This is a genomic window from Halorubrum gandharaense, assembly GCF_054654575.1.
The window spans coordinates 466,243-490,145 of sequence record NZ_BAAIET010000001.1; the positions used below are offsets into that span (position 1 = coordinate 466,243).

Consider the following 23,903-nt stretch of genomic DNA (forward strand, 5'->3'; position numbering starts at 1 on the left):
CGATGTTGGAAACACGCAACCTCACGAAGAAGTTCGGCGAACTGACCGCGGTGAGCGATGTCAACTTGTCCATCGACCGCGAGGGAATCCACTCGATCATCGGCCCAAACGGCGCCGGCAAATCGACGCTGTTCCACCTGCTCACCGGCTATCTTGAGCCGACGACCGGGGACGTTCGCTTCCAGGGTGAGAACATCGAGGGACTTCCACCGCGGAAGGTCGTCAAGCGAGGAATCAGCCGGTCGTTCCAGATCTCGGACCTGTTTGACGGGCTCACCGTCACCGAGAATCTGCAGATAGCGACGCAAGCACTCGACGATGGGCGCAACTCTCCATGGCGGAACGCAAACTCGCTTCCGTCGACGGAGCGGGCAGACGAACTTCTTCGCGAGCTCGACTTGGCGTCGGTCGCCGACAACCGGGCCGACGCACTCAGCCACGGCGAACGCCGGAAGCTGGAGGTCGGCCTGGCGATCGCCGTCGAACCCGACCTCATGCTTCTGGACGAACCGACCGCGGGCATGGGGAAGGAGGGCTCGGTCCAAATGGTCGAGACCATCCAGCGGATCGCAACCGAACGTGATATCAAACTAATTATGATCGAACACGACATCGAGATCGTGATGGACATCTCCGACCGCATCACCGTCCTCAATCAAGGGGCCGTCCTCACCGAGGGCGTCCCCTCGGACATTCGGTCGAATGAGGCGGTCCAGGAGGCGTACATCGGCACGGGGGATGACGCATGACCGATGAGGCTCTCGGGGGTGGGGATCCGGTCCTCGCCGTCGACGGCGTGTACGCCTCGTACGGTTCGGGGTACGTGCTCCGGGACGTGTCGCTTGATGTTGGCGATGGCGAAGTCGTCGGTCTCCTCGGACGAAACGGCGCCGGCAAAACGACGACACTCAGAGCGATAACCGGGGTCAACCCTCCGAGTGACGGGTCGATCACGTTCAAGGGTGAAGAGATCTCAACTACTCCGGACTACGGGATCAGTCGACGTGGAATAAGCTACGTTCCCGAGAGCCGGGACGTGTTCCCCGATCTCACCGTGCTCGAAAACCTTCGGATGGGGGGCGTCTCCGATGGGGACGGGATCATGACCGTCGAGGAGGTGCTCGACTGGATGCCGAGACTCGAGGAGCGGGCGTCGCTCAAAGCCTCGAAGCTGAGCGGTGGTGAACAGCAGATGCTTGCCATCGCCCGCGCGCTCATGGGCCCAACCGAGCTCCTGCTGCTCGACGAGCCGACGGAGGGGCTCGCTCCCAAGATCATTCAGGACGTGGTCGACGTGATGGAGACGCTGAAAGAACGGGGGATCACGATTCTGCTGGTCGAGCAGAATCTCAACACCGTGCTCGAAGTGGTCGATCGCGTCTACGTTCTCGACCAGGGTCGCAACGTCTATGATGGCACCATCGAGGAGCTCGAAGCCGACGACCACGTGCAGCGCGAGTACCTCGGTGTCGGCTCGGATACCACAATGTGATGAGTGGACTGCCTCGGGGTCAAGCCCGAGGAAATCGCCTTGCTCATCTGTAGACCGAACGAGATATGGGTGTCTATCTCGATATATCTTTCGTTATGTCTGAAACCAATTACATCTTCTACCGCTTTTCACTGCGTCCATTGAGGGCTTGGTATGTCGTTCCGTTGATGCCAATTCGCGATAGGAGATAGATTTAACACCGAATCCCCCCGATCCACGGGTATGTCTACTGAGCAAGTCTCGCTGCCAAGTGCTACCGTGGACGTTCGGAACATTGGGGGGATCGACGAGGCGTCGGTTACCCTGCCGCCGGGCGTCTCCGTGCTGACCGGTCGGAATGCGACGAATCGGACATCGTTCCTGCAGGCGCTCATGGCCGGTCTCGGCAGCGAGCGAAGTTCTCTCAAGGGTGATGCCGACGAGGGTGAGGTGACGCTCGAACTCGACGGCGAGACGTACACGCGCACGCTGACGCGCAGCGGCGATTCGGTGATGTTCGGCGGCGACCCCTATCTCGATGACCCGACTCTCGCGGATCTGTTCGCGTTCCTGCTGGAAAACAACGAGGCGCGCCGTGCCGTCGCGCGCGGCGACGACCTTCGGGAGATCATCATGCGGCCCATCGACACCGAGCGCATCGAGTCCGAGATCGAGTCGTGCAAGCGGGAGCGTGACGAGCTCGAACAGCAGATCGAGAAGTTGGACGAACTCGAGCGTGAGCTTCCCGAGCTGGAGACGAAGCGTCGCGAGAAACAGGAGGAGTTGGAGGACGCCCGCGAGCGCCTTGAGGAGACGCGTGAAGCGCTCGACGAGCTCGATACGGGCGTCGAGGAGAGTCGCTCGAAAAAGCGCGAGCTGGAGGACGCCTTCGACAAGGTCAAAGAAGCCCGGTCGGAGCTGGAAGACCTCGAATTCGACCTCGAGACGGAGCGCTCGACGCTCGCCGAGCTCCGGTCGGAGCGGGAGGAACTGACGGAGACGCTCGAATCGACCGAGGAGGTGGACCGCGAACCCGACCGTCTGGCGGGGCGCGTCGACGAGCTGCGTCGACGCCGGCGCTCGCTCGACGAGACGATCAACGAGCTCGGGAGCGTGATCAACTTCAACGAGGAGATGCTTGAGGAGGAGGGGTTCGAGCTCGGCGAGAGCGAGGACCCCACCGACGCGCTCGTCTCCGACGAGCAGACGGTCTGTTGGACGTGCGGGTCCGAAGTCGACACCGACCAGATCGAGGACACGCTCGACCGGCTGCGGGAGCTCCGATCGGACAAGCTCGAGGAGCGCAACGAGGTGCGCTCGGAGATCGACGAGCTCTCCGCGGAGCAGTCGACGCTCAAGGAACGGCAACGGGAGCGCCAACGGACCGAGCGGCGTCTCGAGGATGTCGAATCGGAGATCGAGACTGCCGAGGGGCGGATCGAGGATCTGGTGTCGCAGATCGAAGACCAGGAAGAGCGGGTCGCCGAGCTCGAGGACGCGGCGGAGGAGGTCGACGTGGAGGGGCACGACGAGGCGCTGGAGCTCCACCGGGAGGCCAGTGGGATCGAACTCCGGATCGAGAGTCTGGAGTCCGACCTGGAGGACGTGAACGCGGAAATCGAGGAGTACGAGGAGCGGATCGAGGAGCGGGAAACGCTCCAAGACGAGCGTGAGGAGCTCGCCGACCGGCTCACGGAGCTTCGGACTCGCGTCGACCGCATCGAGCAGGAGGCCGTCGACGCGTTCAACGACCACATGGACACGGTCCTGGAGATCCTCGAATACGAGAACCTCGACCGGATCTGGATCGAACGCCGCGAAGCCGAGGTACGCGAGGGCCGCCGAAAGGTGACGCGCACTCGATTCGACCTTCACATCGTCCGCTCGGCAGCTGATGGAACCGCCTACGAGGACACGGTCGACCACCTCTCCGAGAGTGAGCGCGAGGTGACCGGACTCGTGTTCGCGCTCGCCGGCTACCTTGTCCACGACGTGGCGGAGACCGTCCCGTTCATCGTGCTGGACTCGCTGGAGGCGATCGACGCCGACCGCATCGCTCGCGTCGTCGACTACTTCCGGGAGCACGCCGACTTCCTCGTCGCCGCGCTCCTGCCGGAGGACGCTGCGGCGCTCTCCGACGAATACACGTACGTCCAGCAGATCGACTGATCGAGACTCCGTCTTCCGATTTCTTCTTTTTTGCTATCCCCTGCGTTACACCGTTAATTTTGTAATGCTTCGGTCGGTAGGAGTGGTATGCCCGGAGGTCGTCGAACGAAGGTGGCGCGTGTGATTGACGAGTACGAGCTGGACGGGCTCGGTGACCGACTGGAGGCACTCTGGACGGGAGAGCCCGGCGAGCGCACGAGCCTCCGCGATCTCGCCGACGAGTTCAACGAAGCGGTGTTGGAGGCGGCGATTCGGGAAGCCGGCGGGTCCCCTCTGGAGTTCGAGGTGTCGGGCACGTACGAGATGCTGTCGTCCGGCTCGGGACCGGATGCGACACGCGCTCGCCGTCGATTGGAGCGTGAGGGTATCGACGTGGACACGCTTGAGAGCGACTTCGTCACCCATCAAGCCGTCCACACGTACCTCACCAAGCATCGTGATGCGAGCCTCCCGGAAGACGACTCGAGTCGCGTCGAACGGAAGATCGAGACGATCGAGAAGCTGCAGGGCCGTGTAACCGCCGTTACGGAGTCCGCCGTCGAATCGCTCGCCGCGGGCGAGGAACTCGACCGTGGCGACTACGACGTGCTCGTCGACGTGCGTACTGTATGCCCAGCGTGTGGAGCCGACCGCCCCGTCGGTGAACTGCTGAGAATGGGAGGCTGTGACTGCACTGCGGAGTAAACATATCGGGATTTAGTATTGTAGAGAATTCTGATATAATGGGTGTGGCAGATACTGAGTAGTTCCCACCGACACGTGGCATACCGACATCTCGCGGTTCCAGTAACGTCATGTCGGTTCCGGGGTGACGCTTGTGCATGGACGAAGCGACGCATGGCGTCTCGCTGCATAACGTGGCCGAGACGATACCGGCGGAGTGGGTGGCTGGAGGCGAACGGCTGTGTCGCGTCCCGGCAACGGTGGGTGAACGGTTGAACAATCGAGCGACGGATCGAGTGCGCGATCCGACGGGATGTGAAGTCCGATTCGTGCCTGCGAGTGACGATGAGTCCGTAGAGGTCACTCTCTCAGCGGCGAGCGAGACGCGAGTACGCGCTTTCTGGGGAGTGTATCATCCGTGGGAGCCGACGGTCATCGGGCCGGAGCCCACGACGCTCTCGCTTCGCGTCCCGGAGCAGTTGCGTGAACTCCCTTCGGACGCCGCTTCCGACCGGTTCGACCAGCGCGTCTGTCGGCTGGTGTTTGAGCGATCTCCGGGCGTCGCGCTCCACGACGTGACGGGTGAGTGCCGGCCGCCGTCGTCCTCGGAGCTTCCGGAGCGACGCTATCTCGCGTACGGCACCTCGATCACGGAGGGTGCCGCCGCGTCGGCGCCGCATCTGAACTACGTGACGCACGTCGCCAGAAATCGCGGGTATGACGCTCTCAACCTCGGCTGTTCCGGGTCCGCCTACTGCGAGGCGGCGATGGCCGACCACATCGCGGGCCGCGATGACTGGGATGTTGCGACGCTGGCGATGTCGGTGAACATGGCGAACGCCGAGTTCTCGCCGGCGACCTTTCGCGAGCGTGCCGCGCGGTTCGTCGACGCCGTCGCGGGGGAGAACCCCGAGCGCCTCGTGGTGTGTGTCACGCTGTTCCCCTACTTTGCGGACGTGACGAACTCCGGGGATTCGGCGCGTGCGACGGCGTTCCGCGATGCGCTCCGGGAGGTCGTCGAGCGCTCGCCACACGGCAACCTCTCGCTCGTCGACGGGCGGGAGCTGCTCGACACCTCCGGATTGACTGCCGACCTCCTACACCCGTCGGACTACGGAATGGAGACGATCGGCGACCGGCTGGGTCAGCGTTTGGCGGAGATCGACGCGTAGAGCGCGCCGTCGGTCCGCTCGTTCTCCGATCCTGAACGTCGTTCTGCCGTTTCGGCAAGCCGGTCGCAATCGCTGCTACTCCAGGAGACCCTTGATGTAGCCGATGGCGAACAGACGCCCCATGTCGGTGTAGCCGGCCATCTCCGCCTCGCGGTCCTCCTCACCGGTCATGCGGGGCACGTGGTCGGGGCGGATCGGACCGTCGAATCCTGCCTCTTGATACGCCTTGATTGCGGCGTTCATGTCGGTCGGTCCCTCGTCGTGCCACGTCTCCACGAACTCGCGCTCGTCGCCGTCCACGTCCCGGAAGTGGACGAAGTAGATGCGGTCGCCGAACTCCCGAATCGCGTCGATCGTGTCGCCTTCCATGGCCGAAAAGTTCCCCTGACAGAACGTCACGCCGTGATTAGGCGAGTCGTGGAGATCGAGGATCCGCCGGTAGTCGTCGACGGACGTGACGATCCGTGGCACGCCGCGCACGGGGGATGTCGGTGGGTCGTCGGGGTGGAGGGCGAGGTTGACGCCGTACTCCTCGGCGACTGGGACGACTTCGTCGAGGAAGTACTCCAGATTTTCCCACAACTCCGCTTCGGTGATGTCGGCGGCCTCGTGGTCGGGGGCACGCTCGGTCCAGTCGTGGTTGTAGCCGATCAGCTCGGATCCGCCACGACCCGGCAGCGAATCCGACGTGCGAACCACGCCGACGGGATTCTCCGTCCACACCCAGCAGTAGGTGTCGATGCCCAGCCGGCCCATGTTCTCGATCAGCGTTTTGACCGTCTCGATCTCCTCGTCGCGACCCTCGGTGCCGAGAACGACGTTCTCCATTGGTGGACGGTCCTCCACCACGTCGAGCGAGAAGCCGTGGTCGGCAAACCGGGTTGTCGTCTGCTGGAGGGTGTCGTACTCCCACCACTCGTCGACGCCCCAAAAGCGCACGACTGCCGTGTCGAGACCGAGCTGTTTCGCGATGGTCCAGCGTCTGTCCGGTCGTGGGGGCAACATCACTGTCGGGTCCATGTGAATCGGGTTTCTACCGGACCAGTAAAATCGTTCCGGGGTCAGGCGTCCGCGTCGGCGGCCCACGCCACGCCGCGCGACAGGAGTGTGCGGACGGGCTCGGCGGTCAGCGCGGGCACGTCGTGCCCGAGCGAGCAGTAGAACACGCGACCCTCGTCGTAGGGCTTCACCCAGACGGCGGGGGTATCACCCTGCGTGGGGTGGTCCAGCCGAGCGAGCACGCGTGCGTCGTCTCCGAGGGAGATCCCGTACGGCTCGTCGAACACCTCGAACCGCGAGAGTCCGGCCGTCACGGGGTGATGTGTGTCGACGACTGCGACGCCGAACGTGGTTTGCTCCGGATGGCCGGTGAAGTGCCCGCCGATCAGGTCACGAAGCTGGGGCTCCGGATCGTCGCGTACGCCGTCGACGGTGGTGGTAAGGTCGCTTGCACAGTGGACGCCGGCGTAGCCGCCCCCTGCTGCCACGAACGAGCAGAGCCCGTCGCGCGCGGCGTCCGTCATCGTGCTGTCCGTGCGGTAGTCGAGCACGGCGTCGTAGTCGGCGTTGTCGAGGTCGGCGAGACGTCCGGCGTCCGTCGTGAGGGTCACGTCGGTGTGGGAGCCGGCGACGGCGTCCGCGATGACCGGACCGAGCTTCTCGAACCGGTGAAACGGAAACGCGTCGTCCCCGACAGCGAGTACGGAAGTGTGCATGCGACCGACCGTCGTCGCCCGGCCTCTTAACTCTCCTCCCGGCGCAAGGATTTATGGCGCTCCCGATGGTGGCGGTTGTATGGACCGTGGATTGGTTATCATCGACGAAACCGACGCTCATCGCGAGATACTCGCCGAAGCGGGACGATTTGCCCGCGGGTCGGACGCGGAACTGGTGTTGTTCTCGTATTTGACCGAGGCGGAATACGAGTCGAACCTCGAAACGATGGAACAGGTGGGCTCGACTGAACACAAACAGTACCGGCCCGACGTTGCCGTCCGACCGGCCGAACAGCTGGCGAAGGATATGGCGGACGAAGCGCTTGAGGACGCTGATGTTCCCTACGAGGTCGTGACTCACGTGATAGACGAGGGCGAACTCGCCCGGGAGATCCTCACCGTCGCCGACGAGGAGGCGTGTGACCACGTGTTTCTGGTCGGCAAACAGCGGTCGCCGACGGGGAAAGCCGTCTTCGGCGACGTGACCCAGCGGATAATTCTCGATTTCCCGGGTCGCGTCACCTCGGACCTCTCGTAATCAGCTCCCGGGGGTGTGTATATTACTCCAACCAACAGGTTGATTAGTGTCTCCCAGTAGCTCCAAAACGGGCCTGTCACCACTATCATCGATCATCGACCAACCATCGCGACGACCGTCTGACACGGTGTCGTCGCTTGCGACCGGCCGGGTGGCCCAGCGGCGTGTTCGCCTCGGTCCCATATCGTGGCGCGCGCCGCCGGCCGGTTGTCGAAACCGCAAAACCTGTATGGGTGGCTGCAGCACGTTTGGTTGTGACGACAGTCCATACCAACTACATTGGCGGAGAGTGGACCGAATCCGAATCGGGAGAGACGTTTGACACGGTGAACCCGGCGGATCCGTCCGAGACGGTTGCGACGTACCAGCAGTCGACCGAGGCGGACGCCGAGGACGCCGTCGAAGCCGCTACCGAAGCGGCGGACGAGTGGGCGGCGACGCCGGCGCCGGAGCGCGGAGCGATCCTCCGTCAGGCGGCGGCCAACCTCGAAGCTCGCAAGGAGGAGCTTACGGAGCTGCTCACGACCGAGGAGGGGAAGACGCACGCCGAGGCCGGCGGCGAGGTACAGCGCGCCATCGACATCTTCTACTACTACGCGGAGAAGACCCGCGACCTTGGCGGGACGGTCAAATCCTCGAGTGCGCAACGGTCGAACCTGTACACCGTCGAGGAGCCCGTCGGTGTCACGGGGCTCATCACGCCGTGGAACTACCCGATCGCCATCCCAGCATGGAAGATCGCGCCGGCGCTCGCCGCCGGCAACACCGTCGTGATCAAGCCGGCGTCGGTCGCCGCCGGAACCGCGCTCGCCATCTTCGAGGCGCTCGACGATGCGGGACTCCCCGACGGCGTCGGCAACATCGTCACCGGCCCCGGCAGTACCGTCGGAAACACCTTCGTCACCCACGACAAGGTGGATGCGGTGTCGTTCACCGGCAGCAGCCAGGTCGGGCAGATGGTGTACGACCAGGCCACGGATGACGGCAAGCGCGTGCAGGCGGAGATGGGCGGGAAGAACCCGACCGTCGTCACTGACAGTGCTGACGTGGACGAGGCGGCTGACATCGTGTCTGCCGGTGCGTTCGGCGTGACTGGACAGGCGTGTACTGCGTGTTCCCGCGCCATCGTGCACACCGACGTGTACGACGAGTTCGTCGAAGCGGTTGCCGAGCGCGCGGCGGCCATCGAGATCGGCCCGGGAGATGTGGCGGAGATGGGCCCACAGGTGACCGCCGACGAGCGCGACGGCACGCTGTCGTACATCGACACTGCCCGCGAAGAAGGTGGCAACCTCGTCGCCGGCGGCGGCGTTCCCGAGGACCTTGACGAGGGCTACTACGTGGAGCCGACCGTGTTCGTCGATGTCGACCCCGAGGACACCGTCGCCTGTGAGGAAGTGTTCGGCCCCGTGCTGGCCGTCATCGAAGTCGAGGACTTCGAGGAGGGGCTTCACGTGGCAAACGACGTGGAGTACGGCCTCTCGGCCAGCATCGTCACGGACGACCACACGGAGGCACAGCGGTTCGTCTCGGAGGTCGAGGCGGGCGTCGCCAAGGTGAACGACAAGACGACCGGACTCGAGCTGCACGTCCCGTTCGGCGGCTTCAAGGACTCCTCCACGGAGACCTGGAGAGAACAGGGAGACGCCGGGCTCGACTTCTACACCATCGAGAAGACGGTGTACGACAACTTCTAGTCCGGCTCGCTGCGTCGATTCTGTTTTTTAGTGGCTCTCAGACCACGCTCATTGGGTACCAGCGACTGTGTTCAATCGTTGGGGAACGACTGCGGAATCGGCGATGGTTGGGTCGGGCTCGACGCCACCTCGACCGTCTCCTCGCGCTCGGCGGACTCCCTCACGCCAGCCATCGTCTCCAGGACGTGCGCGCCGAGCGCGACGCTCGTTCGATGCTCCCAGTCACTTGAAATGGCCCGAGCGAGGTCGGCGACGCCTGCACCGCGTCCGCTGTCGTAGGTGTGGGATTTGGACACTGTCGACCGCTCATTGTCTCGAACCACGACCACCTCCCCGTCGAAGTGGTTCGGGTCCGGCACGCGAAGCGTCCCCTCGGTGCCGTAGATCTCGAACGCCGGCGCGGGCAGCGAGCTTCCCTGCACGTCGAAGCTCGCGGTAACGCTGGCGACGGCGCCGGATTCGAACGTGAGCGTCCCGGTCTCGTGAGTGGGGACGGACACGGGGATCGACTCGCCCTCTCGGGGGCCGTTTCCGATCGTTCGTTCGTCCTTCGCTTGCGTTACCGCTCCGGTCACGTTGTGAACCGGTCCGAGGAGGAACACGAGCGCAGTGAGGTAGTACGGTCCCACGTCGAACAGCGGGCCGCCGCCGCGTTCGTAGAACAGGTCCGGATTCGGGTGCCAGCTCTCGTGACCCGAGGACGTCCACACCACCGTCGCACCGTGGGGCGTCCCGATCCGTCCCTCATCGATGACGGTCCGGCACGTCTGGAGCGCGCGCCCGAGGAACGTGTCGGGTGCGACGCCGACCCGGAGCCCACGCTCGGCGGCGAGTTCCCGGATCTCCTCGGCGTCCGACACCGTCGTCGCAAGTGGCTTTTCGCTGTACACGTGGTTCCCTGCGCGCAGCGCCCGGCGTGTCACGGACGCGTGAACGGTCGGCGGCGTGAGGTTGACGACGGCGTCGATGCGGTCGTCGGTGAGTAGTTCATCGACGCCCAATGATTCGACATCGTGTGCGGCCGCCGCCCGCTCGGCGGTCTCCGCCGACCGGTCCGCACACGCCACGACCTCGAACGCGTCGTGCTGTGCGTCCGCGTCGAAATACGCTCCGCTGATGTTACCACAACCGATGATCCCGACTCGCAGTGGAGTCATACCCGAGCATGCGCAGGTTCCCACTTAACTCATCGGTCGGGACCGAACTGCAACGCCGCTTTGACCCAACCACCGTAATTTAATACGATGACCACGATACGCCGTATCATGCACGCTGACGATGTCCAGTCGTATCTCGGATCGTTTACACGACGCGACTGGCAGGACGCAGACGCCGATGACGGCCCGGTTCGGTTCGCCGTCGTCGGACTGGGATGGTGGACGCGTGATGAGGCGATCCCGGCGATCAACGACTCGACGTTCTGTGACGTGTCGGTCGTCGTCAGTGGAAGCGCCGAGAAAGCCGACTCGGTCGCCGAGACGCACGACACCGTCGACCGGGCGATCACGTACGAGGAGTTCCACGACGGCGCGGCGGCGGCGGCGTACGACGCCGTCTACGTCTGCACCCCGAACGCACGGCACCTCTCGTTCGTCGACAGCGCTGCTGCCCACGGCAAAGCCGTCCTCTGTGAGAAGCCGATGGAGGCGTCGGTCGAGCGCTCGGAGGCGATCGTTGACGCCTGTGCGGACGCCGACGTGACGGCGATGATCGCGTATCGGATGCACACCGAGCCCGTCGTTAGGCGGGCACGCGAACTGGTTGACGCCGGCGCCATCGGCGACCCGGTCCACGTTCACGGCAACATGTCACAGGGGATCATCGACTGGGGTTCCGACCAGTGGCGGCTCGATCCGGAGATGGCCGGCTACGGGGCGAGTGTGACCGACCTCGGCATCTACCCGATGAACACGACGCGGTTCATCCTTGACCGTGACCCGATTGCCGTTCAGTCGATGATGCACAGCGACCACGAGTACTTCTCCGACGTTCCCGACGAGGTGGCCGCGTTCACCGTCGAGTTTGCGGGCGGGGTCTACGCGACGTGTACGGCCTCCCAGAACGCCGCGTTGTCGAGTCACCTGGAAATCGTGGGAACCGAGGGATCGCTGCGGATCGAGCCGGCGTTCCACCTTGAGAGCGGATTGGAGATCACCGTCGGGGGGACCACCATCGAGGTTGACTGTGAACAGGTCGACCAGATGGAAGAGGAGTTCGACTACTTCGCGGACCGCGTGTTGACCGGTCGCGATCCCGTTGCGACGCCGGAACACGGGCTGGTCGACGTCCGAACGATCGCGGCGATTCACGAGGCCGCCGAGCGCGGAGAGACGGTCGACGTACCGGCTCCCTAGCGCGTCGAGTAGTTGTACTCGAGCTCGATGACGTTGGCCGTGCTCAACACGGTATCCGGCAGCTCCTCGTAGAAGCGCTCGTCGCTGATCCGGTGGACCGGACAGGAGACGCTTATCGCGCCAATGCTCCGGTCCTGGTCGTCGGTGATGGGGGCGGCGATACAGCAGAGCCCGGCGAGTCGCTCCTCGTGGTCGACGGCGTAGTTGTTCTCGCGGATCTGGTCCAGCTCGTCGAAGAACTCGTCACGGTCGGTGACGGTATGTTCGGTGATCTCGGGCATTCCGTGCTCGTCGAGGATCGCCTCCACTTCCTCGTTCGGACGGTGCGCGAGGATCGCCTTGCCGAGCCCGGTGGCGTGGAGGTACACTCGCTTTCCGGGGTAGGTGTCGAGCTGGACGGAGTTGTCCCCTTTCGCCTGATAGAGGTAGATCCCGCGACCGTTGCGCTCCACCATGAGGTTGACCAGGTCACCCGTCTCGTCGGCGAGCGCGTCGACCTCCGAGCGCGCAGTCTCGTAGATCTCCATCCGGTTGCGGGCGTACGCACCGAGCCCGAGGAACGGCAATCCGATGTGGTACTCGTCACCCTCCTTGTTGAGATACTCCATGTTCACCAGCGTGGTGAGGTGGTTGTGGACGGCGCTTTTTCCGATGTCGACGTGGTCGGCGATCTCGGAGACGCCGGCGCCGTTGAGATCCTGGATGATCTCGACGATCTCGATGGCGCGTTCGACCGTGCGGACCGGGTGTTTCGGTTCTGGCATACTGTTCAGTTAACGTCCGTGTACAAATAGCTTGTTCTGCTATGAACAACACCACTACCTCCGAGAAGAACGTCAATCTACTCTGAGCCTACTGTCGATCGGTCCCTTGGAACATCCAGTGGGTTGCGGTTTCGATGGCGATATCCAGTCGGGTAATTCGGGGACGGAAGCGAAGAAGGGGAAAGCGACCACAGTGCCGACGCTCACTGCGGCGACGCGGGACGACCGACGGCGACCGCAGATCCGCCGGCGGCGGACGCTGCTGCCGGTGGATGCGCGGTGGCAGTCATGACCGCCGGCGGGGACGGCGTCGGGGCTGTCGTTGCGGCGTGGATCAGACTGTTGTCACGGAGTTCGTGAGCGTCCCGATCTCCTCGACCGAGATGTCAACCACGTCGCCCTCCTTGAGCGTGAACCCCTCATCGGGGACGAGCGACGTTCCCGTGAGAAGCACGGAGAGTTCGGGGAGAGAGTTGTGTTTGTTGTAGTAGTCCGTGAGCTCCTCGACGGACCGGACCATCTTCCCGGTGTTCGTGGACTCCTCGTAGAGCACCTCGCCGTCCCGGGTGATCCGCATCTCCATTTCGAGGTCGTGGGGGTCGTCGAGCGAGTCGGCCGACCGAACACAGGGTCCGATCGAACAACAGCGGTCGTACACCTTCGCCTGCGGAAGGTACAACGGGTTCTCTCCCTCGATCGACCGACTGCTCATGTCGTTCCCGACGGTGTAGCCGACGATGTTCCCTCGATAGAGGATGATGCCGAGCTCGGGCTCGGGAACGTCCCATTCGGAGTCCCGCCGGATGCCGACGGGTTCGTGGGGACCGACGAGGCGATTCGGCGTCGCCTTGAAGAAGATCTCCGGACGTTCGTTGTTGTAGACGTCCATGTACATGTCCGGCATGCTACTTTCGGATTCGCGGGCCTCCTCACTGATCTGGTAGGTGACGCCGGCGGCCCACACCTCCTCGGGAACCAGCGGCAGCGACGCGGTTTCCGACTGGTGCCCGCCGTCGGCCGCCGGCGCCTCGTCGAACAGCCGCCGGGCGATATCGTCCATCGGCCGGTCCATGACCGTCGAAACCTGAAGCAGGTCGCCGAACGACTGCAGACCGGGTTTCACTGCGGTCAGGTCGTACCTCGCTCCCTCATGTTCGGCGAATAGCCGACGGTCTCCCTCAGCTGGGAGCTGATAGTAGCGCATAGCCACCAATTAGTCTAATCGCTCATATACCTTTTGTGCCTCCCAATCGGTTCCGGTTGTTGTCGACCAACGATTGACGGGTTCTCTGTATGTCAGTGTTGTTCACTCTTATTTCACTTTAGATAGCTAATTGTTCTGTGTTCTAGAACACAGATTGTGTTCTGGCAGACGATTATCCAGATCTTCTGGCCAATATAGGCTCTCTACATCCATGATTCCAAGGATAGGTGAGGGCATTACAAGCATACTCCTGTAATTTCTCCTCTCCTGAACAATATTCTTCATTAGAGAAATTTATTTCCTCATGAGTGCCATACCGTCTGGTCAAAGCGGGCCGGATACCTTCCCTACGTTGACACCGTCCTTCCGATCACAAGAACTAATCCCTGGACCGCCAACCGTTCTCACATGAGCAAACAAGCCAACAGCTACGTTAACGTGGGGAATCGGTCGGCGGTCGTGATCGGCGGAACGAGCGGGATCGGGCGGGCCATCGCACTCGCGTTCGCGGAGGACGGCGCCGACGTGGTCGCAACGAGCCGCGACGAGGATCGTGTCGCTGAGACCGCCGCCGAACTCCGCGAGTTGGGGGCGGCGACGACCGAAGTGACGTGTGACGTACGCGACGACGACTCCATCGAACGGCTGTATGACGCCGCCGAGGAGGCGATGGGTGAGGTGGACGTGCTCGTCAACTCCGCCGGTGCGGTCGCGCGGGCGGCAGTCAGCGAGATGTCGGACGAACAGTGGGAGACCGACATCGACGTCGGGCTCACCGGCGTCTTCCGTGCCTGCCGGGAATTCGGGCGGCGGATGGACGAGGGGGCGATCGTCAACATCTCCTCGATGTCCGCCGGGCAGGCCCGTGAGGACCGACCCGCCTACTGTGCCGCGAAGAGCGGCGTGAACGGTCTCACTCGCGCGGCGGCGGCCGACCTCGCCCCGGAAATCCGCGTGAACGCCATCGAGCCGGGGTTCGTCAAGACGCCGATGGCTGCCGGCGCATTCGACGAGGGGACCGAGATCCGAGAGAGTATCGACGAGCGAACGCCGATGGAGCGGGTGGCGACGCCGGACGAGATCGCCGGCGCAGCCGTCTACCTCGCCAGCGAGGCAGCCTCCTTCACGACGGGGGAGATGATCAAGGTCGACGGCGCCTACGACGACAGCGCCTTCTGACGCCCGGCGAAACGCTTGTAACCCTCGCGTCACAGGTAGAAACCATGACCGACCCAACACGGCAACACCGGTTCGCCAAGCGGGCGTGGCAAGCGACCGCGGTGATCGGCCTCGGGGCGCTCGCCTTTTTTGTCGCACGAGGTGAACCCGTTACCGGCGTTGTCCTTGGCGCGCTGCTCGCGGTGGGGGGATACTTCGAGTACCGTCGCCGGCTGACGGACCTCGAGATGATGAACGGTGACGAGGAGGAAGACCCGTTCGAGCGCCGGGAGCGGTACCGGTGATGCTGATGCACGGATTGCAGATTTGGGGGTGGACGTAACGTGAGCCGTCCACCGGCGAGCCAGAGCCACCAACTGTGGCTCATGCTGTTTGCGGGCTCAGTTGCGATGTTGGTCCTGCTCGGATGGTCGTTCCTCTATCTGGAACCGGGCACGGCCTCGTACGTGATCGGTCAAGTAAGCGCCGGCGTGCTGTTAGTGACGATCATCGGCTCCGCGACCGCATTGTTCTCCGGCTGGGAACCGTTCTAACCGGACCGCCGCGACCCTCGCTTTTTTGTGGGCAGGTGGCAATCTTCAGTCGATGACGGACGATTCACCAGCCACCACGCTCAGCGAGGTGGCCGACGATCGAGGATTCGACATTGGCGCGGCGGTCGCCGCCGATCCGCTCCGAAACGACCGCGGCTACCGCCGGCTGCTGATGGAGGAGTTCAACACGGTCACCGCGGAGAACGCGATGAAGATGGGGCCGATGCGACCGGAACCCGGCGTGTACGACTTCACCGACGCGGACGCCGTCGTCGAGTTCGCGGAAGCGCACGACAAGACGCTTCGCGGCCACACGCTCGTCTGGCACAACCAGACGCCGGAGTGGTTCGAGCCGTGGACCTACACCGATGCGGGGCTCCAGTCGTTCCTCGAAGACCACGTCCGCACGGTTGCCGGGCGATACAGCGGTCGCGTGGACGAGTGGGACGTGGTGAACGAGGCGGTCGACGACGACGGCACGATGCGTGAGACCGTCTGGTACGACGCCATGGGCGAGGAGTATCTCGACTTGGCGTTCGAGTGGGCGAACGCCGTCGCACCAGACGCGGACCTCTACTACAACGACTACGGTGCTGACGAGATCAACGTGAAGTCGGACGCGATCTACGACCTCGTCGAGCGCATGCTCGACCGTGGCGTTCCCATCGACGGCGTCGGACTCCAGCTGCACGCGCTCGGCGAGCACCCCGATCCGGACTCGATCGCGGAGAATATTCGCCGATTCCAGGAGCTCGGACTCGACGTGGCGATCACGGAGATGGACGTTGCGTTCCCGGTTGATGACGTGCCGGCCGACCCGCTTGAGGCGCAGGCCGACTACTACCGTGCGGTCGTGGAGACCTGCTTGGAAGTCGGCGTGGAGACGCTCGTCGTGTGGGGAGTGAACGACGCCACCTCGTGGATTCGGGCCTTCAAGGACTTCGGCGACCGCTACACGGGCGACCCGCTCCTGTTCGACGATCGCAACGGAAAGAAGCCGGCATATCACGCGGTACGGGACACGCTGGAGTCCGCGTAGCGCCGCCGTTCGATTCCACGCGGAGTTCCTTTCGCACCACCTTCGCCGCTATTTCAACTCACACTACTCGGTCTCGTCTCCCGCTACTCGGCCACATATCCCCCTACTCGGTCTCGTCACCCGACCGGCCGGCGAGCGCGTACGCCGCCGCACCGCCGAGCGCGGCAAGCCCCGGCAGGACGCCGAATCCTGGTGCGTCACCCTCCGTCTCCTCGTCTTCGGGGGTCTCATCGCCGTCGCCATCCGACGGGTCTTCGGGCTCCGTCTCCGTGGCCGGCGCTCCTGCGGCGTCCACGTTTAGCTCCAAGGTCGTCTCATCGGTCACTGCAACCGTCTCTGCGACCGTCTCGCCGTCCACGTCGACGCGTACCTCGTGGGTGCCGTGGAACGCCTGTACGGACGCCTCACCCGCGTCGTCCGCCTCGAGTTCCTCGTCGGTCCACCACTCGTCGAACACGAGGTCGGTGTACACCTCGTGTGAGGGTTTCGGCGTCCAGTCGTCCTCGAACAGCGGCGCGTCATCGCGCCAGTGGTCGGCGTCGCGGAAGCCCCACATCACGAAGTCGGTCGTCGCCGGATGGCTGTACACCTGCTTGAGGAACGCGTGGAAGAAGTCGGCTTTGTCCGCCTCATCCCACCCCTCATCGGCCATGTCGAACTCCGTGATCCGAATCTCGGCGTCGTACGCCGCGTACTGCTCAAGGCCCTCCCACACGTCCTCCGGCCCGAGCGCTTCGCCCTGACTGAAGTGGCACTGGAGGCCGATTCCGTCGAGATCCACGTCGTCGTGCTCGGTCAGGAACTCGGCCTGCTGCTCGTAGTCGCTCCGGACCGACCCGTACGGTCCCTCAAGCGTGTTGTAGTCGTTCATGTCCAGTTCGACGCCGTCGGGAGCCACCTCGCCGGCGTGCTCGTACCACTCCGCGAGCACGGGCGCCTCGACGGGCTCGTCGGCGTCGTCGCCGTCGATCGCCTCGATCAGCTCCGGCTCGTGGATCACCTCGTTTACCACGTCCCACTGGTCGATGACGCTGCCGTGGCCGCGGAAGTCGGCGTAGTGGCTGATGATCTCCTCGACGTGGTCGAACGAGCGCTCGCGGAGATACTCCGGATCGAGCTCGGGGTCGGTCGCGCCGCCGTCCTCCCACTCCTCGCCCATCGCCTCGACGACATCCGGCGGGACCGCCCAGGAGTCGACAGCGGCCCACAGACAGGCGTGTCCCCGCATCGAGAGCCCGTGGTCGACCAGCCACTCCGTGGCGTCGTCGGCCGTCTCCGGACTGTCCTCGTAGAACCGCCACTTGTGGTGGTTCTCCAACACGGCCGTGTTGAACAGGTCGGTGACGGTCTCGCGATACTCGTCATCGGCGTCCGCATCGAGCAGCGTCGGAGCGTCCACGGCCGTGCCGAACCCGTAGTCGTGTTCGGTCATCTCCACGTGGAGGTCGGCGCCCGGGAGCGGCTCGCCGTCGCCGTTGACGACCGTGATGTCGAGGGTGTCCGTCCGATGGTCGTCGATCCGCTCGTCGGCGGCCGCCTCCCACTCGCCGTCGTCAGTTTCGTCCTCCTCGTCCTCCGTGTCGCCCCACGATGGGAGCGTGTCGACGTCGGCGTCGGTCCCGAACGTCAGGAGAGCGAGCCCGCCGATCTCGACGGTTTGCTCGCCGTAGCCGAGCCAGAACTCCGTGCGCGGCGTCTCCGACTCGGGGTCTCCCTCGGCGGCGAACTCTATCGGGAAGTAGTAGCGCTCCCATTCGGCGCCAACACCTGGCTGGGGGTCTCTCACGTAGTTGCTGGCGTCATCCACCTCTTTGGCGACGTACTGGACGCTCGCCTCCTGTTCGTCTGGCGTCCGCATGTACGCCACGCCGAGGAGCACTTCGCCCTCCTCGACGATGTCGTCCGACAGGTTTCCGCGGAAGCCGGCTGCCCACGGGTCGTTCGCCTCGTCGGACACGGCAATTCTGATCGCCTCCAAGAACGGGAGATCGTCGTCGACGTCGAACGACTCTCCCTCGGCGCCGTCGCCGGCGACCTCGAACTGCTCGAAGGTGGCGGCCTCCTCGTCGGCGTATCGGAACGCACCGGCCGGAAGATCACGTTCGGAGAGGTCCTCGACTATCGTCTCGTAGTACGGGTCGTCCACGTCCGGCCACTCGTCCTCGCCGGCGACCGTGCCGGCGCCTGCCAGCCCGCTTGCTGCCCCGGCAGCCGCGCCGAGTGACAACAGGAACGGTCGACGGTGGAGACGCCTCTTGCTTCCGCTATCGGATGTCCCAGGTGTTCGCATGGGTCGGGTTGACACTATTGGTCAATCATTATATTCGTTCCGGTGGGTCGGAGTCGAAACTACTCGTTGGTATTCGGGAATATTCCTCGCATTGAACGACCGGGGGCGACGATGGGGTGGGCTGACGGTATGGGGCGACCGGCAGCATTTTGACACACCACGGTAACGCTTGGCGTATGCCTGTCACGGATTACGACGATTGCTGGTTGCGGTACGACCGCGTTCGGGACGACGATCGGCGCGCAGCGTATCGCCGGCTGTGTACGCACGTGTACGCCTCGGACCGCGCCCCCGAGCTCGGCGCCGCTCGCGAGGAGCTTCGCAACGGGCTCTCGGGGCTGCTCGACCGCGAACCACACCTCTGGCAGCACCCGCCCCGTTCCGTCGAGGGGTTCCTCGTGATGGGTCACCCCGACGAGCTTCGCGTCATCGACGAGACCGTCGACCGTGATCGCGTCGAGTCGCTTGACGACGACGGCTACCTGCTCAAAACAGCCACCTGGGAGGGCACGGACGTTCTCGTGGTGACGGCGCCGACCGACGCCGGCGTGCTCCGCGGCGTGTTCCACCTGCTCCGGCTGCTGTCGATGGAGCAGCCGATCACCGACCTCGACGTGGCCGAAGAGCCCGCGAACGCCGAGCGGGTGATCAACCACTGGGACAACCCGTTCCGCGGGTCGATCGAGCGGGGATACGGCGGCCGGTCGATCTTCGACTGGGAGCGGCTCCCGGACCTGCGTGAGCGCTACTTCGATTACGCCCGGCTACTCGCGTCCGTCGGCATCAACGGTATCGTGCTCAACAACGTGAACACCGGCATCCCCTCACGACCCGGGGAGAACGAGGCGACCGCCGGCCGCCACGGGTGGCAGCTGCTCGCCTCCGAGAACCTCTCGAAGGTGGAGGCGCTCGCGACGGTGTTCCGCCGATACGGGATCACGACGTATCTCTCGGTCAACTACGCCGCGCCGATGCGGCTCGGCGGGCTCGACACCGCCGACCCGCTCGATGAGGACGTGGAGCAATGGTGGGCCGAGAAGGCCGACGAGGTGTACGACGTGGTCCCCGACTTCGGCGGCTTCCTCGTGAAGGCGGACTCGGAGGGCCAACCCGGCCCCTACGACTACGACCGAAATCACGCGGAGGGAGCGAACGTCATTGCCCGCGCGCTGGCGCCACACGGCGGTCGCGTGTGGTGGCGGGCGTTCGTCTACGCCGACCACGACGACCGCGCCGTCGAGGCGTACGAGACGTTCGAGCCCCTCGACGGGGAGTTCGCGGAGAACGTCACCGTCCAGATCAAGAACGGTCCCATCGACTTCCAGCCGCGCGAGCCCGTCTCGACGCTGTTCGGCTCGATGGACGACACCGCCGTGGGCTGTGAGCTCCAGATCACCCAGGAGTACACGGGACAGGGCGTCTTCACCTGCTATCTCGTCCCGCAGTGGAAGGAGGTGCTGGAGTTCGACACCCACGCCGACGGCCCCGGAACGCCCGTCAAGGACGTGCTTGGCGACAGCCCCGGCGAGGGGATCGCCGGCGTCGGCGGTCCCGGAGAGGACCGCAACTGGACCGGCCACTACCTCTCACAGGCGAACCTCTACGGGTTCGGGCGGCTGGTGTGGAACCCGGACCTCGACACGGAGACGATCACCGACGAGTGGGTGCGGCTCACCTTCGGCACCGATCCCACGACGGTCGAGGCCGTCACCGACATCCTTCACGACTCCTGGGACGCGGTGATCGACTTCGAGACGGGTGGTATTGGGCTGATGCACATGATGTACAACGGCAACGACGTGCTGGAGAATCACTACGACCCGTCGCCGCGCGAGTGGCCCGAGTACACCGGCATTGCCGAGGACGGCATCGGCGTCGACCGCACCGCCACGGGCAGCGATTACGTGAGCCAGTACGCCGACCCGGTTGCTGAGCGCTACGCCGACCCGGACACCTGTCCTGAGGAGCTGCTGCTGTTCTTCCACCACCTTCCGTGGGACCACGAGCTGTCGGACGGGGCGACCGTCATCCAGCGGCTCTACGACCGGTGTTTCGCCGGCGTCGAGCAGAGCCGAGACCTTCGGGGTCGGTGGGCGGCGCTCGACGACCGGATCGACGAGGAGCGCCACCGTCACGTGGCCGAGCGGCTCGACGAACAGGTCGAACAGTCGAAGCGCTGGCGGGACACGCTGGTCGACTACTTCTACGAGTACGCGGGCATTCCCGACGAGAAGGGTCGCGTGCCGGCCGACGAGTAGTCGCAGGTGCCGACGCGGCGGTCGCCGTCACCTCGGCCGTCTCCGTTTCTGCTGGGACGTGCTAGACGCTGTACGCGTCCGACTCGGCGAGAATCTCCGACTCGGAGAGGTTCCACTCCTCCAGATACGACTCCTCGGCGGCGACCAGTTCGGCGAACAGCTCGCGGGCGTCCTCCGGGCTTAGCATGCGGATCTGCGGGTCGATGAAGAACCCCTCGTACGCGAGGTCCACATCGCCGTCACGTGAGGCCTCGATAACCGTCTCCTGCGTGTCGACGTGCCGCTGGACGAGACTCCGAACGGGGCGCGGGAAGCCGCCCGCGACCACCGGCTTCACCTCGCCGGCGCGCACGACCGCGTTCGTCTCGACGACGGCACCGTTCTCGATGTCGTCGATCTGTCCCGTGTTCGGGAGGTTGACGTTCGTCACGTACGGACCGTCACCGAGGAGGGCGCCGAGGATGTCGAGGAACGTCTCGTTCGATTCCGTGAGCTCAAACTCCCGGTCCCCGTTCATCCACGCCTCCACGTCCGTCGTCTGGTCGGAGTCCTCGGGGTTCCAGTGCTTGGAGCGGTAGTCGCTCCCCGTCCGCTTGACGCCCCAGCGGTTCAGCTCCGACTGTCCTCCCTGGATGAACCACGTGGCGTACTCGATCAGGTGACGGTCGCCGGCAGCTGGCAGGATCCCGAACCGCCGGTACAGCTCCCAGGTCACCTGCCAGTTGTCGTCGAACACGCTGGCGTCCTCGAGATCCTCGTAGGTGAACTCCTGATGGGCCAACTCGCGTTCGGAGAGGTCATCGATGAGCGGCCAGAGGTCGACTCCCTTACACCGCGCCTCGTCGACCCAGGTGAAGTGGTTGATCCCCTTGACGTTCACCGACACGTCGTCGCGCTCGGCGTCCATGTCGAGGTACTCCTCGGCGTAATGGGCCAGCCGGTGGCGGGTGCCGAGCACCTCGTGACAGAGCCCGAGCGCGTTGATCTCGGGATACTCGTCGTACATCGCCCGCGTAACGAACGTGACCGGGTTGGTGTAATTAAACACCCACGCGTCGGGACAGTTCTCGCGGATCTTCGCCGCAAACTGCCGATACAGCGGGATCGTCCGCATCGCCCGGAACACGCCGCCGGGGCCGATGGTCGCCGCGACGGCGCCGTAGATCCCGTACTCTTTCGGAATGTCGAGGTCGTGGACGAACGTTTCAGCGGGGTCGTACTGGGTCGACGTGATCACCACGTCGGCGCCGTCGAGCGCCTCGTCGAGATCGCCGGTCGCCGAGTAGGACCAGTCGGCGACCGCGCCCGACTGCTCTTGGACCCAGTTGCCGAAATCGGCGTTTCGCTCGGCGCTCTCCGGGTAGGCGTCGTACAGTCGGACTTCTCCGTCGATCTCCGACTGCGCGAGGTCCTGAATCAGGTTCGGCGCCCACTGACGACTGCCACCGCCGATGTAGGCGATGGTCAGGTCCGTGGCGTCGAGGCCGCTGGCGGTGCTGCTGTCCCCACTCGTGGCCGAGAGGCTCCGTGGCATTCGACAACACAGTTGTGAGGATCCGATAAATAGGTGTGGGTGGCGGTGTCTCACGGGGTAGTGCTGGTCACCCGTTCACGCGGGGTCGAGCGGTTCCTCGCCGTCGACGAGTCGCTCGGCGACCGCGGCCTCGTCTAATTGGACGCCGAGCCCCGGGGCGTCGGGCAGGACGATGTGCCCGTCCTCCAGCGGGGACTCCTCGATCAGCGACCCCCATTCGGGATCGTCACGTGCGTGGTACTCCAGCGCCAGAAAGTTCGAGACTGACGCGGCGACGTGCGCGCTTGCCATGGTCCCAAGCGGCGAGGCAACGTTGTGGAGCGCGACCGGCACCGCGTACGCCTTCGCGAGGTCGGCGACCTTCTTCGTCTCGTACATCCCGCCGGTTTTGGGCACGTCGGGATGGAACACGTCGACGCCGCCGTTCTCGATCAACCGGCGAGCGCCCTCGATCCGGTAGGCGTTCTCGCCGGCGGCGACCGTCACGTCGACATCCGTGGCCACGTCGATCTGGAGGTCGTGGTTCTCCGGCGGCACGGGGTCTTCCAGCCACCACACGTCGTAGTCGGCTATCGCTCTGGAGAGCCGGCGCACGGAGTCGCTCGTCCAGCTCCAGTGGCAGTCGAACGCCACGTCGGCGCGGTCGCCGACACGCTCGGTGACCGCCTCGACGATCTCGGCTTTGTGGTCGATCGCGTTCGCATTGAGATGCCGATTTCGCCGGTCACCGTCGTGAGGCGTCGGACCGTCGAGGTCGAACTTCACCGCATCGAACCCCTCCGCAATCACTTCCTCCGCAGCGTCGGCATACGCCGCCGGCGTGTAGTCGTCGTCCCCCTCGGCGTCGTACAGGTGGTCACCGGCGTGACAGTCACAGTAGACGCGAACTGCGTCGCGATGACTGCCACCAAGCAGTTGGTGTGCAGGGACGCCGAGCAGCTTCCCTGCGAGATCGTGGAGGGCGATGTCGATCGCCGACACCGCGGCGACGCCCACGCCGCTCATCGCGCCGACGTGCGCGTGCCCGTCGAACAAGCGGGTGAGGATGGCGTCGATCTGCAGCGGATTTTGTCCCACGAGACGGTCACGGAAATGCTCCACGTAGGCGGCCGCGCCCGGTGCGAGCACGGCCTCGCCGGTCCCCGCGACGCCGGCGTCGGTGTACACACGCACGAGCGTCCACTCGAACTCGGAATCGAGTCTGGCGGTCTGTACGTCAGTGATCGTCACGTCTCGGTCGGCGGGCTCCGTCGTCATGGACGGGTGTTCACAGTCGGATACAATAAGGTTACACCGCGAATGGAGGGAGGTCCGAAGCGAGGA

21 protein-coding genes are annotated in these 23,903 nt (G+C 64.7%); 13 read left to right on the plus strand and 8 right to left on the minus strand.

The window, feature by feature from the left end; all coding sequences use genetic code 11:
• The first annotated feature begins 2 nt into the window (after nt 1-2).
• From ACYQ07_RS02260 to ACYQ07_RS02280, 5 genes are all read left to right on the plus strand, one after another.
• Complete coding sequence (locus ACYQ07_RS02260; RefSeq protein WP_459876789.1) at nt 3-749, plus strand: ABC transporter ATP-binding protein; 747 nt, start codon at nt 3-5, stop codon at nt 747-749.
• Nucleotides 746-1,492, plus strand: a complete 747-nt coding sequence (locus ACYQ07_RS02265) for an ABC transporter ATP-binding protein (RefSeq protein WP_459876792.1) — start codon at nt 746-748, stop codon at nt 1,490-1,492. The genes ACYQ07_RS02260 and ACYQ07_RS02265 overlap by 4 nt, the downstream gene beginning before the upstream one ends.
• 222 nt (nt 1,493-1,714) lie before the next feature.
• Nucleotides 1,715-3,640, plus strand: a complete 1,926-nt coding sequence (locus ACYQ07_RS02270; RefSeq protein ID WP_459876795.1) for an archaea-specific SMC-related protein — start codon at nt 1,715-1,717, stop codon at nt 3,638-3,640.
• 87 nt (nt 3,641-3,727) lie between these two features.
• Complete coding sequence (gene rdfA, locus ACYQ07_RS02275) at nt 3,728-4,324, plus strand: rod-determining factor RdfA (protein WP_459876797.1); 597 nt, start codon at nt 3,728-3,730, stop codon at nt 4,322-4,324.
• Nucleotides 4,325-4,710: 386 nt separating this feature from the next.
• Nucleotides 4,711-5,475: an SGNH/GDSL hydrolase family protein gene (locus ACYQ07_RS02280; protein WP_459876800.1), complete on the plus strand. Its 765-nt coding sequence runs from the start codon at nt 4,711-4,713 to the stop codon at nt 5,473-5,475.
• A gap of 75 nt (nt 5,476-5,550) precedes the next feature.
• Here ACYQ07_RS02280 and ACYQ07_RS02285 read toward each other — a convergent pair whose 3' ends face one another.
• Together ACYQ07_RS02285 and ACYQ07_RS02290 are read right to left on the minus strand one after the other, a co-directional pair.
• Nucleotides 5,551-6,495: a mannonate dehydratase gene (locus ACYQ07_RS02285; RefSeq protein ID WP_459876803.1), complete on the minus strand. Its 945-nt coding sequence runs from the start codon at nt 6,493-6,495 to the stop codon at nt 5,551-5,553.
• 41 nt (nt 6,496-6,536) lie between these two features.
• Nucleotides 6,537-7,190 (minus strand): ThuA domain-containing protein, encoded by a 654-nt coding sequence (locus tag ACYQ07_RS02290; protein ID WP_459876806.1) that lies wholly within the window; start codon nt 7,188-7,190, stop codon nt 6,537-6,539.
• A gap of 79 nt (nt 7,191-7,269) precedes the next feature.
• Here ACYQ07_RS02290 and ACYQ07_RS02295 point away from each other — a divergent pair, with 79 nt between their 5' ends.
• A complete protein-coding gene (locus ACYQ07_RS02295) occupies nt 7,270-7,728 on the plus strand; it encodes a universal stress protein (protein ID WP_459876809.1) in 459 nt (152 codons plus the stop codon).
• A gap of 254 nt (nt 7,729-7,982) precedes the next feature.
• On the plus strand, nt 7,983-9,425 hold the full coding sequence (xacF, locus tag ACYQ07_RS02300; protein WP_459876812.1) for a 2,5-dioxovalerate dehydrogenase: 1,443 nt from the start codon (nt 7,983-7,985) through the stop codon (nt 9,423-9,425).
• Between the two features lie 71 nt (nt 9,426-9,496).
• On the opposite strand, the gene ACYQ07_RS02305 is transcribed toward xacF, so the two are convergent.
• On the minus strand, nt 9,497-10,582 hold the full coding sequence (locus ACYQ07_RS02305) for a Gfo/Idh/MocA family protein (RefSeq protein ID WP_459876815.1): 1,086 nt from the start codon (nt 10,580-10,582) through the stop codon (nt 9,497-9,499).
• A gap of 87 nt (nt 10,583-10,669) precedes the next feature.
• Between ACYQ07_RS02305 and gfo6 the strand changes: the two genes are divergently transcribed.
• Nucleotides 10,670-11,779, plus strand: coding sequence for a D-xylose 1-dehydrogenase Gfo6 (gfo6, locus tag ACYQ07_RS02310; protein WP_459876818.1), 1,110 nt, complete (start codon nt 10,670-10,672; stop codon nt 11,777-11,779).
• Here gfo6 and ACYQ07_RS02315 read toward each other — a convergent pair.
• Both ACYQ07_RS02315 and ACYQ07_RS02320 read right to left on the minus strand, forming a co-directional pair.
• Nucleotides 11,776-12,543, minus strand: coding sequence for an IclR family transcriptional regulator (locus ACYQ07_RS02315; protein WP_459876821.1), 768 nt, complete (start codon nt 12,541-12,543; stop codon nt 11,776-11,778). The genes gfo6 and ACYQ07_RS02315 overlap by 4 nt on opposite strands.
• A 334-nt stretch (nt 12,544-12,877) precedes the next feature.
• A complete protein-coding gene (locus ACYQ07_RS02320; RefSeq protein WP_459876824.1) occupies nt 12,878-13,747 on the minus strand; it encodes a fumarylacetoacetate hydrolase family protein in 870 nt (289 codons plus the stop codon).
• A 408-nt stretch (nt 13,748-14,155) separates the two neighbouring features.
• Here ACYQ07_RS02320 and ACYQ07_RS02325 point away from each other — a divergent pair, with 408 nt between their 5' ends.
• From ACYQ07_RS02325 to ACYQ07_RS02340, 4 genes are read left to right on the plus strand one after another with little or no spacing between them, the layout of a single operon-like run.
• Nucleotides 14,156-14,926 carry an SDR family NAD(P)-dependent oxidoreductase gene (locus ACYQ07_RS02325; RefSeq protein ID WP_459876827.1) on the plus strand — a complete coding sequence of 257 codons (771 nt, stop codon included), beginning with the start codon at nt 14,156-14,158 and terminating at the stop codon, nt 14,924-14,926.
• Between the two features lie 44 nt (nt 14,927-14,970).
• Complete coding sequence (locus ACYQ07_RS02330) at nt 14,971-15,210, plus strand: hypothetical protein (protein WP_459876829.1); 240 nt, start codon at nt 14,971-14,973, stop codon at nt 15,208-15,210.
• 39 nt (nt 15,211-15,249) lie between these two features.
• Nucleotides 15,250-15,459, plus strand: a complete 210-nt coding sequence (locus ACYQ07_RS02335) for a hypothetical protein (RefSeq protein WP_459876832.1) — start codon at nt 15,250-15,252, stop codon at nt 15,457-15,459.
• A gap of 52 nt (nt 15,460-15,511) precedes the next feature.
• A complete protein-coding gene (locus ACYQ07_RS02340) occupies nt 15,512-16,498 on the plus strand; it encodes an endo-1,4-beta-xylanase (protein WP_459876835.1) in 987 nt (328 codons plus the stop codon).
• Between the two features lie 103 nt (nt 16,499-16,601).
• Here ACYQ07_RS02340 and ACYQ07_RS02345 read toward each other — a convergent pair whose 3' ends face one another.
• Nucleotides 16,602-18,725 carry an endo-1,4-beta-xylanase gene (locus ACYQ07_RS02345; RefSeq protein ID WP_459876840.1) on the minus strand — a complete coding sequence of 708 codons (2,124 nt, stop codon included), beginning with the start codon at nt 18,723-18,725 and terminating at the stop codon, nt 16,602-16,604.
• Between the two features lie 239 nt (nt 18,726-18,964).
• Here ACYQ07_RS02345 and ACYQ07_RS02350 point away from each other — a divergent pair, with 239 nt between their 5' ends.
• The gene (locus ACYQ07_RS02350; protein WP_459876843.1) at nt 18,965-21,046 is read left to right on the plus strand and encodes an alpha-glucuronidase family glycosyl hydrolase; all 2,082 of its coding nucleotides are present in this window, start codon (nt 18,965-18,967) and stop codon (nt 21,044-21,046) included.
• A 61-nt stretch (nt 21,047-21,107) separates the two neighbouring features.
• On the opposite strand, the gene ACYQ07_RS02355 is transcribed toward ACYQ07_RS02350, so the two are convergent.
• Nucleotides 21,108-22,580, minus strand: a complete 1,473-nt coding sequence (locus tag ACYQ07_RS02355; protein WP_459876845.1) for a family 4 glycosyl hydrolase — start codon at nt 22,578-22,580, stop codon at nt 21,108-21,110.
• 75 nt (nt 22,581-22,655) lie between these two features.
• The gene (locus tag ACYQ07_RS02360) at nt 22,656-23,837 is read right to left on the minus strand and encodes a mandelate racemase/muconate lactonizing enzyme family protein (protein WP_459876848.1); all 1,182 of its coding nucleotides are present in this window, start codon (nt 23,835-23,837) and stop codon (nt 22,656-22,658) included.
• Nucleotides 23,838-23,903 lie beyond the last annotated feature (66 nt).

Excerpts from the sequence above, each read along its gene's own strand:
- ACYQ07_RS02260 (WP_459876789.1), top strand. The coding sequence starts at position 3 with ATGTTGGAAACACGCAACCTCACGAAGAAGTTCGGCGAACTGACCGCG.
- ACYQ07_RS02265 (WP_459876792.1), top strand. The coding sequence starts at position 746 with ATGACCGATGAGGCTCTCGGGGGTGGGGATCCGGTCCTCGCCGTCGAC.
- ACYQ07_RS02270 (WP_459876795.1), top strand. The coding sequence starts at position 1,715 with ATGTCTACTGAGCAAGTCTCGCTGCCAAGTGCTACCGTGGACGTTCGG.
- rdfA (WP_459876797.1), top strand. The coding sequence starts at position 3,728 with ATGCCCGGAGGTCGTCGAACGAAGGTGGCGCGTGTGATTGACGAGTAC.
- ACYQ07_RS02285 (WP_459876803.1), bottom strand. The coding sequence starts at position 6,495 with ATGGACCCGACAGTGATGTTGCCCCCACGACCGGACAGACGCTGGACC.
- ACYQ07_RS02290 (WP_459876806.1), bottom strand. The coding sequence starts at position 7,190 with ATGCACACTTCCGTACTCGCTGTCGGGGACGACGCGTTTCCGTTTCAC.
- ACYQ07_RS02295 (WP_459876809.1), top strand. The coding sequence starts at position 7,270 with ATGGACCGTGGATTGGTTATCATCGACGAAACCGACGCTCATCGCGAG.
- ACYQ07_RS02305 (WP_459876815.1), bottom strand. The coding sequence starts at position 10,582 with ATGACTCCACTGCGAGTCGGGATCATCGGTTGTGGTAACATCAGCGGA.
- gfo6 (WP_459876818.1), top strand. The coding sequence starts at position 10,670 with ATGACCACGATACGCCGTATCATGCACGCTGACGATGTCCAGTCGTAT.
- ACYQ07_RS02315 (WP_459876821.1), bottom strand. The coding sequence starts at position 12,543 with ATGCCAGAACCGAAACACCCGGTCCGCACGGTCGAACGCGCCATCGAG.
- ACYQ07_RS02320 (WP_459876824.1), bottom strand. The coding sequence starts at position 13,747 with ATGCGCTACTATCAGCTCCCAGCTGAGGGAGACCGTCGGCTATTCGCC.
- ACYQ07_RS02325 (WP_459876827.1), top strand. The coding sequence starts at position 14,156 with ATGAGCAAACAAGCCAACAGCTACGTTAACGTGGGGAATCGGTCGGCG.
- ACYQ07_RS02330 (WP_459876829.1), top strand. The coding sequence starts at position 14,971 with ATGACCGACCCAACACGGCAACACCGGTTCGCCAAGCGGGCGTGGCAA.
- ACYQ07_RS02340 (WP_459876835.1), top strand. The coding sequence starts at position 15,512 with ATGACGGACGATTCACCAGCCACCACGCTCAGCGAGGTGGCCGACGAT.
- ACYQ07_RS02350 (WP_459876843.1), top strand. The coding sequence starts at position 18,965 with ATGCCTGTCACGGATTACGACGATTGCTGGTTGCGGTACGACCGCGTT.
- ACYQ07_RS02355 (WP_459876845.1), bottom strand. The coding sequence starts at position 22,580 with ATGCCACGGAGCCTCTCGGCCACGAGTGGGGACAGCAGCACCGCCAGC.
- ACYQ07_RS02360 (WP_459876848.1), bottom strand. The coding sequence starts at position 23,837 with ATGACGACGGAGCCCGCCGACCGAGACGTGACGATCACTGACGTACAG.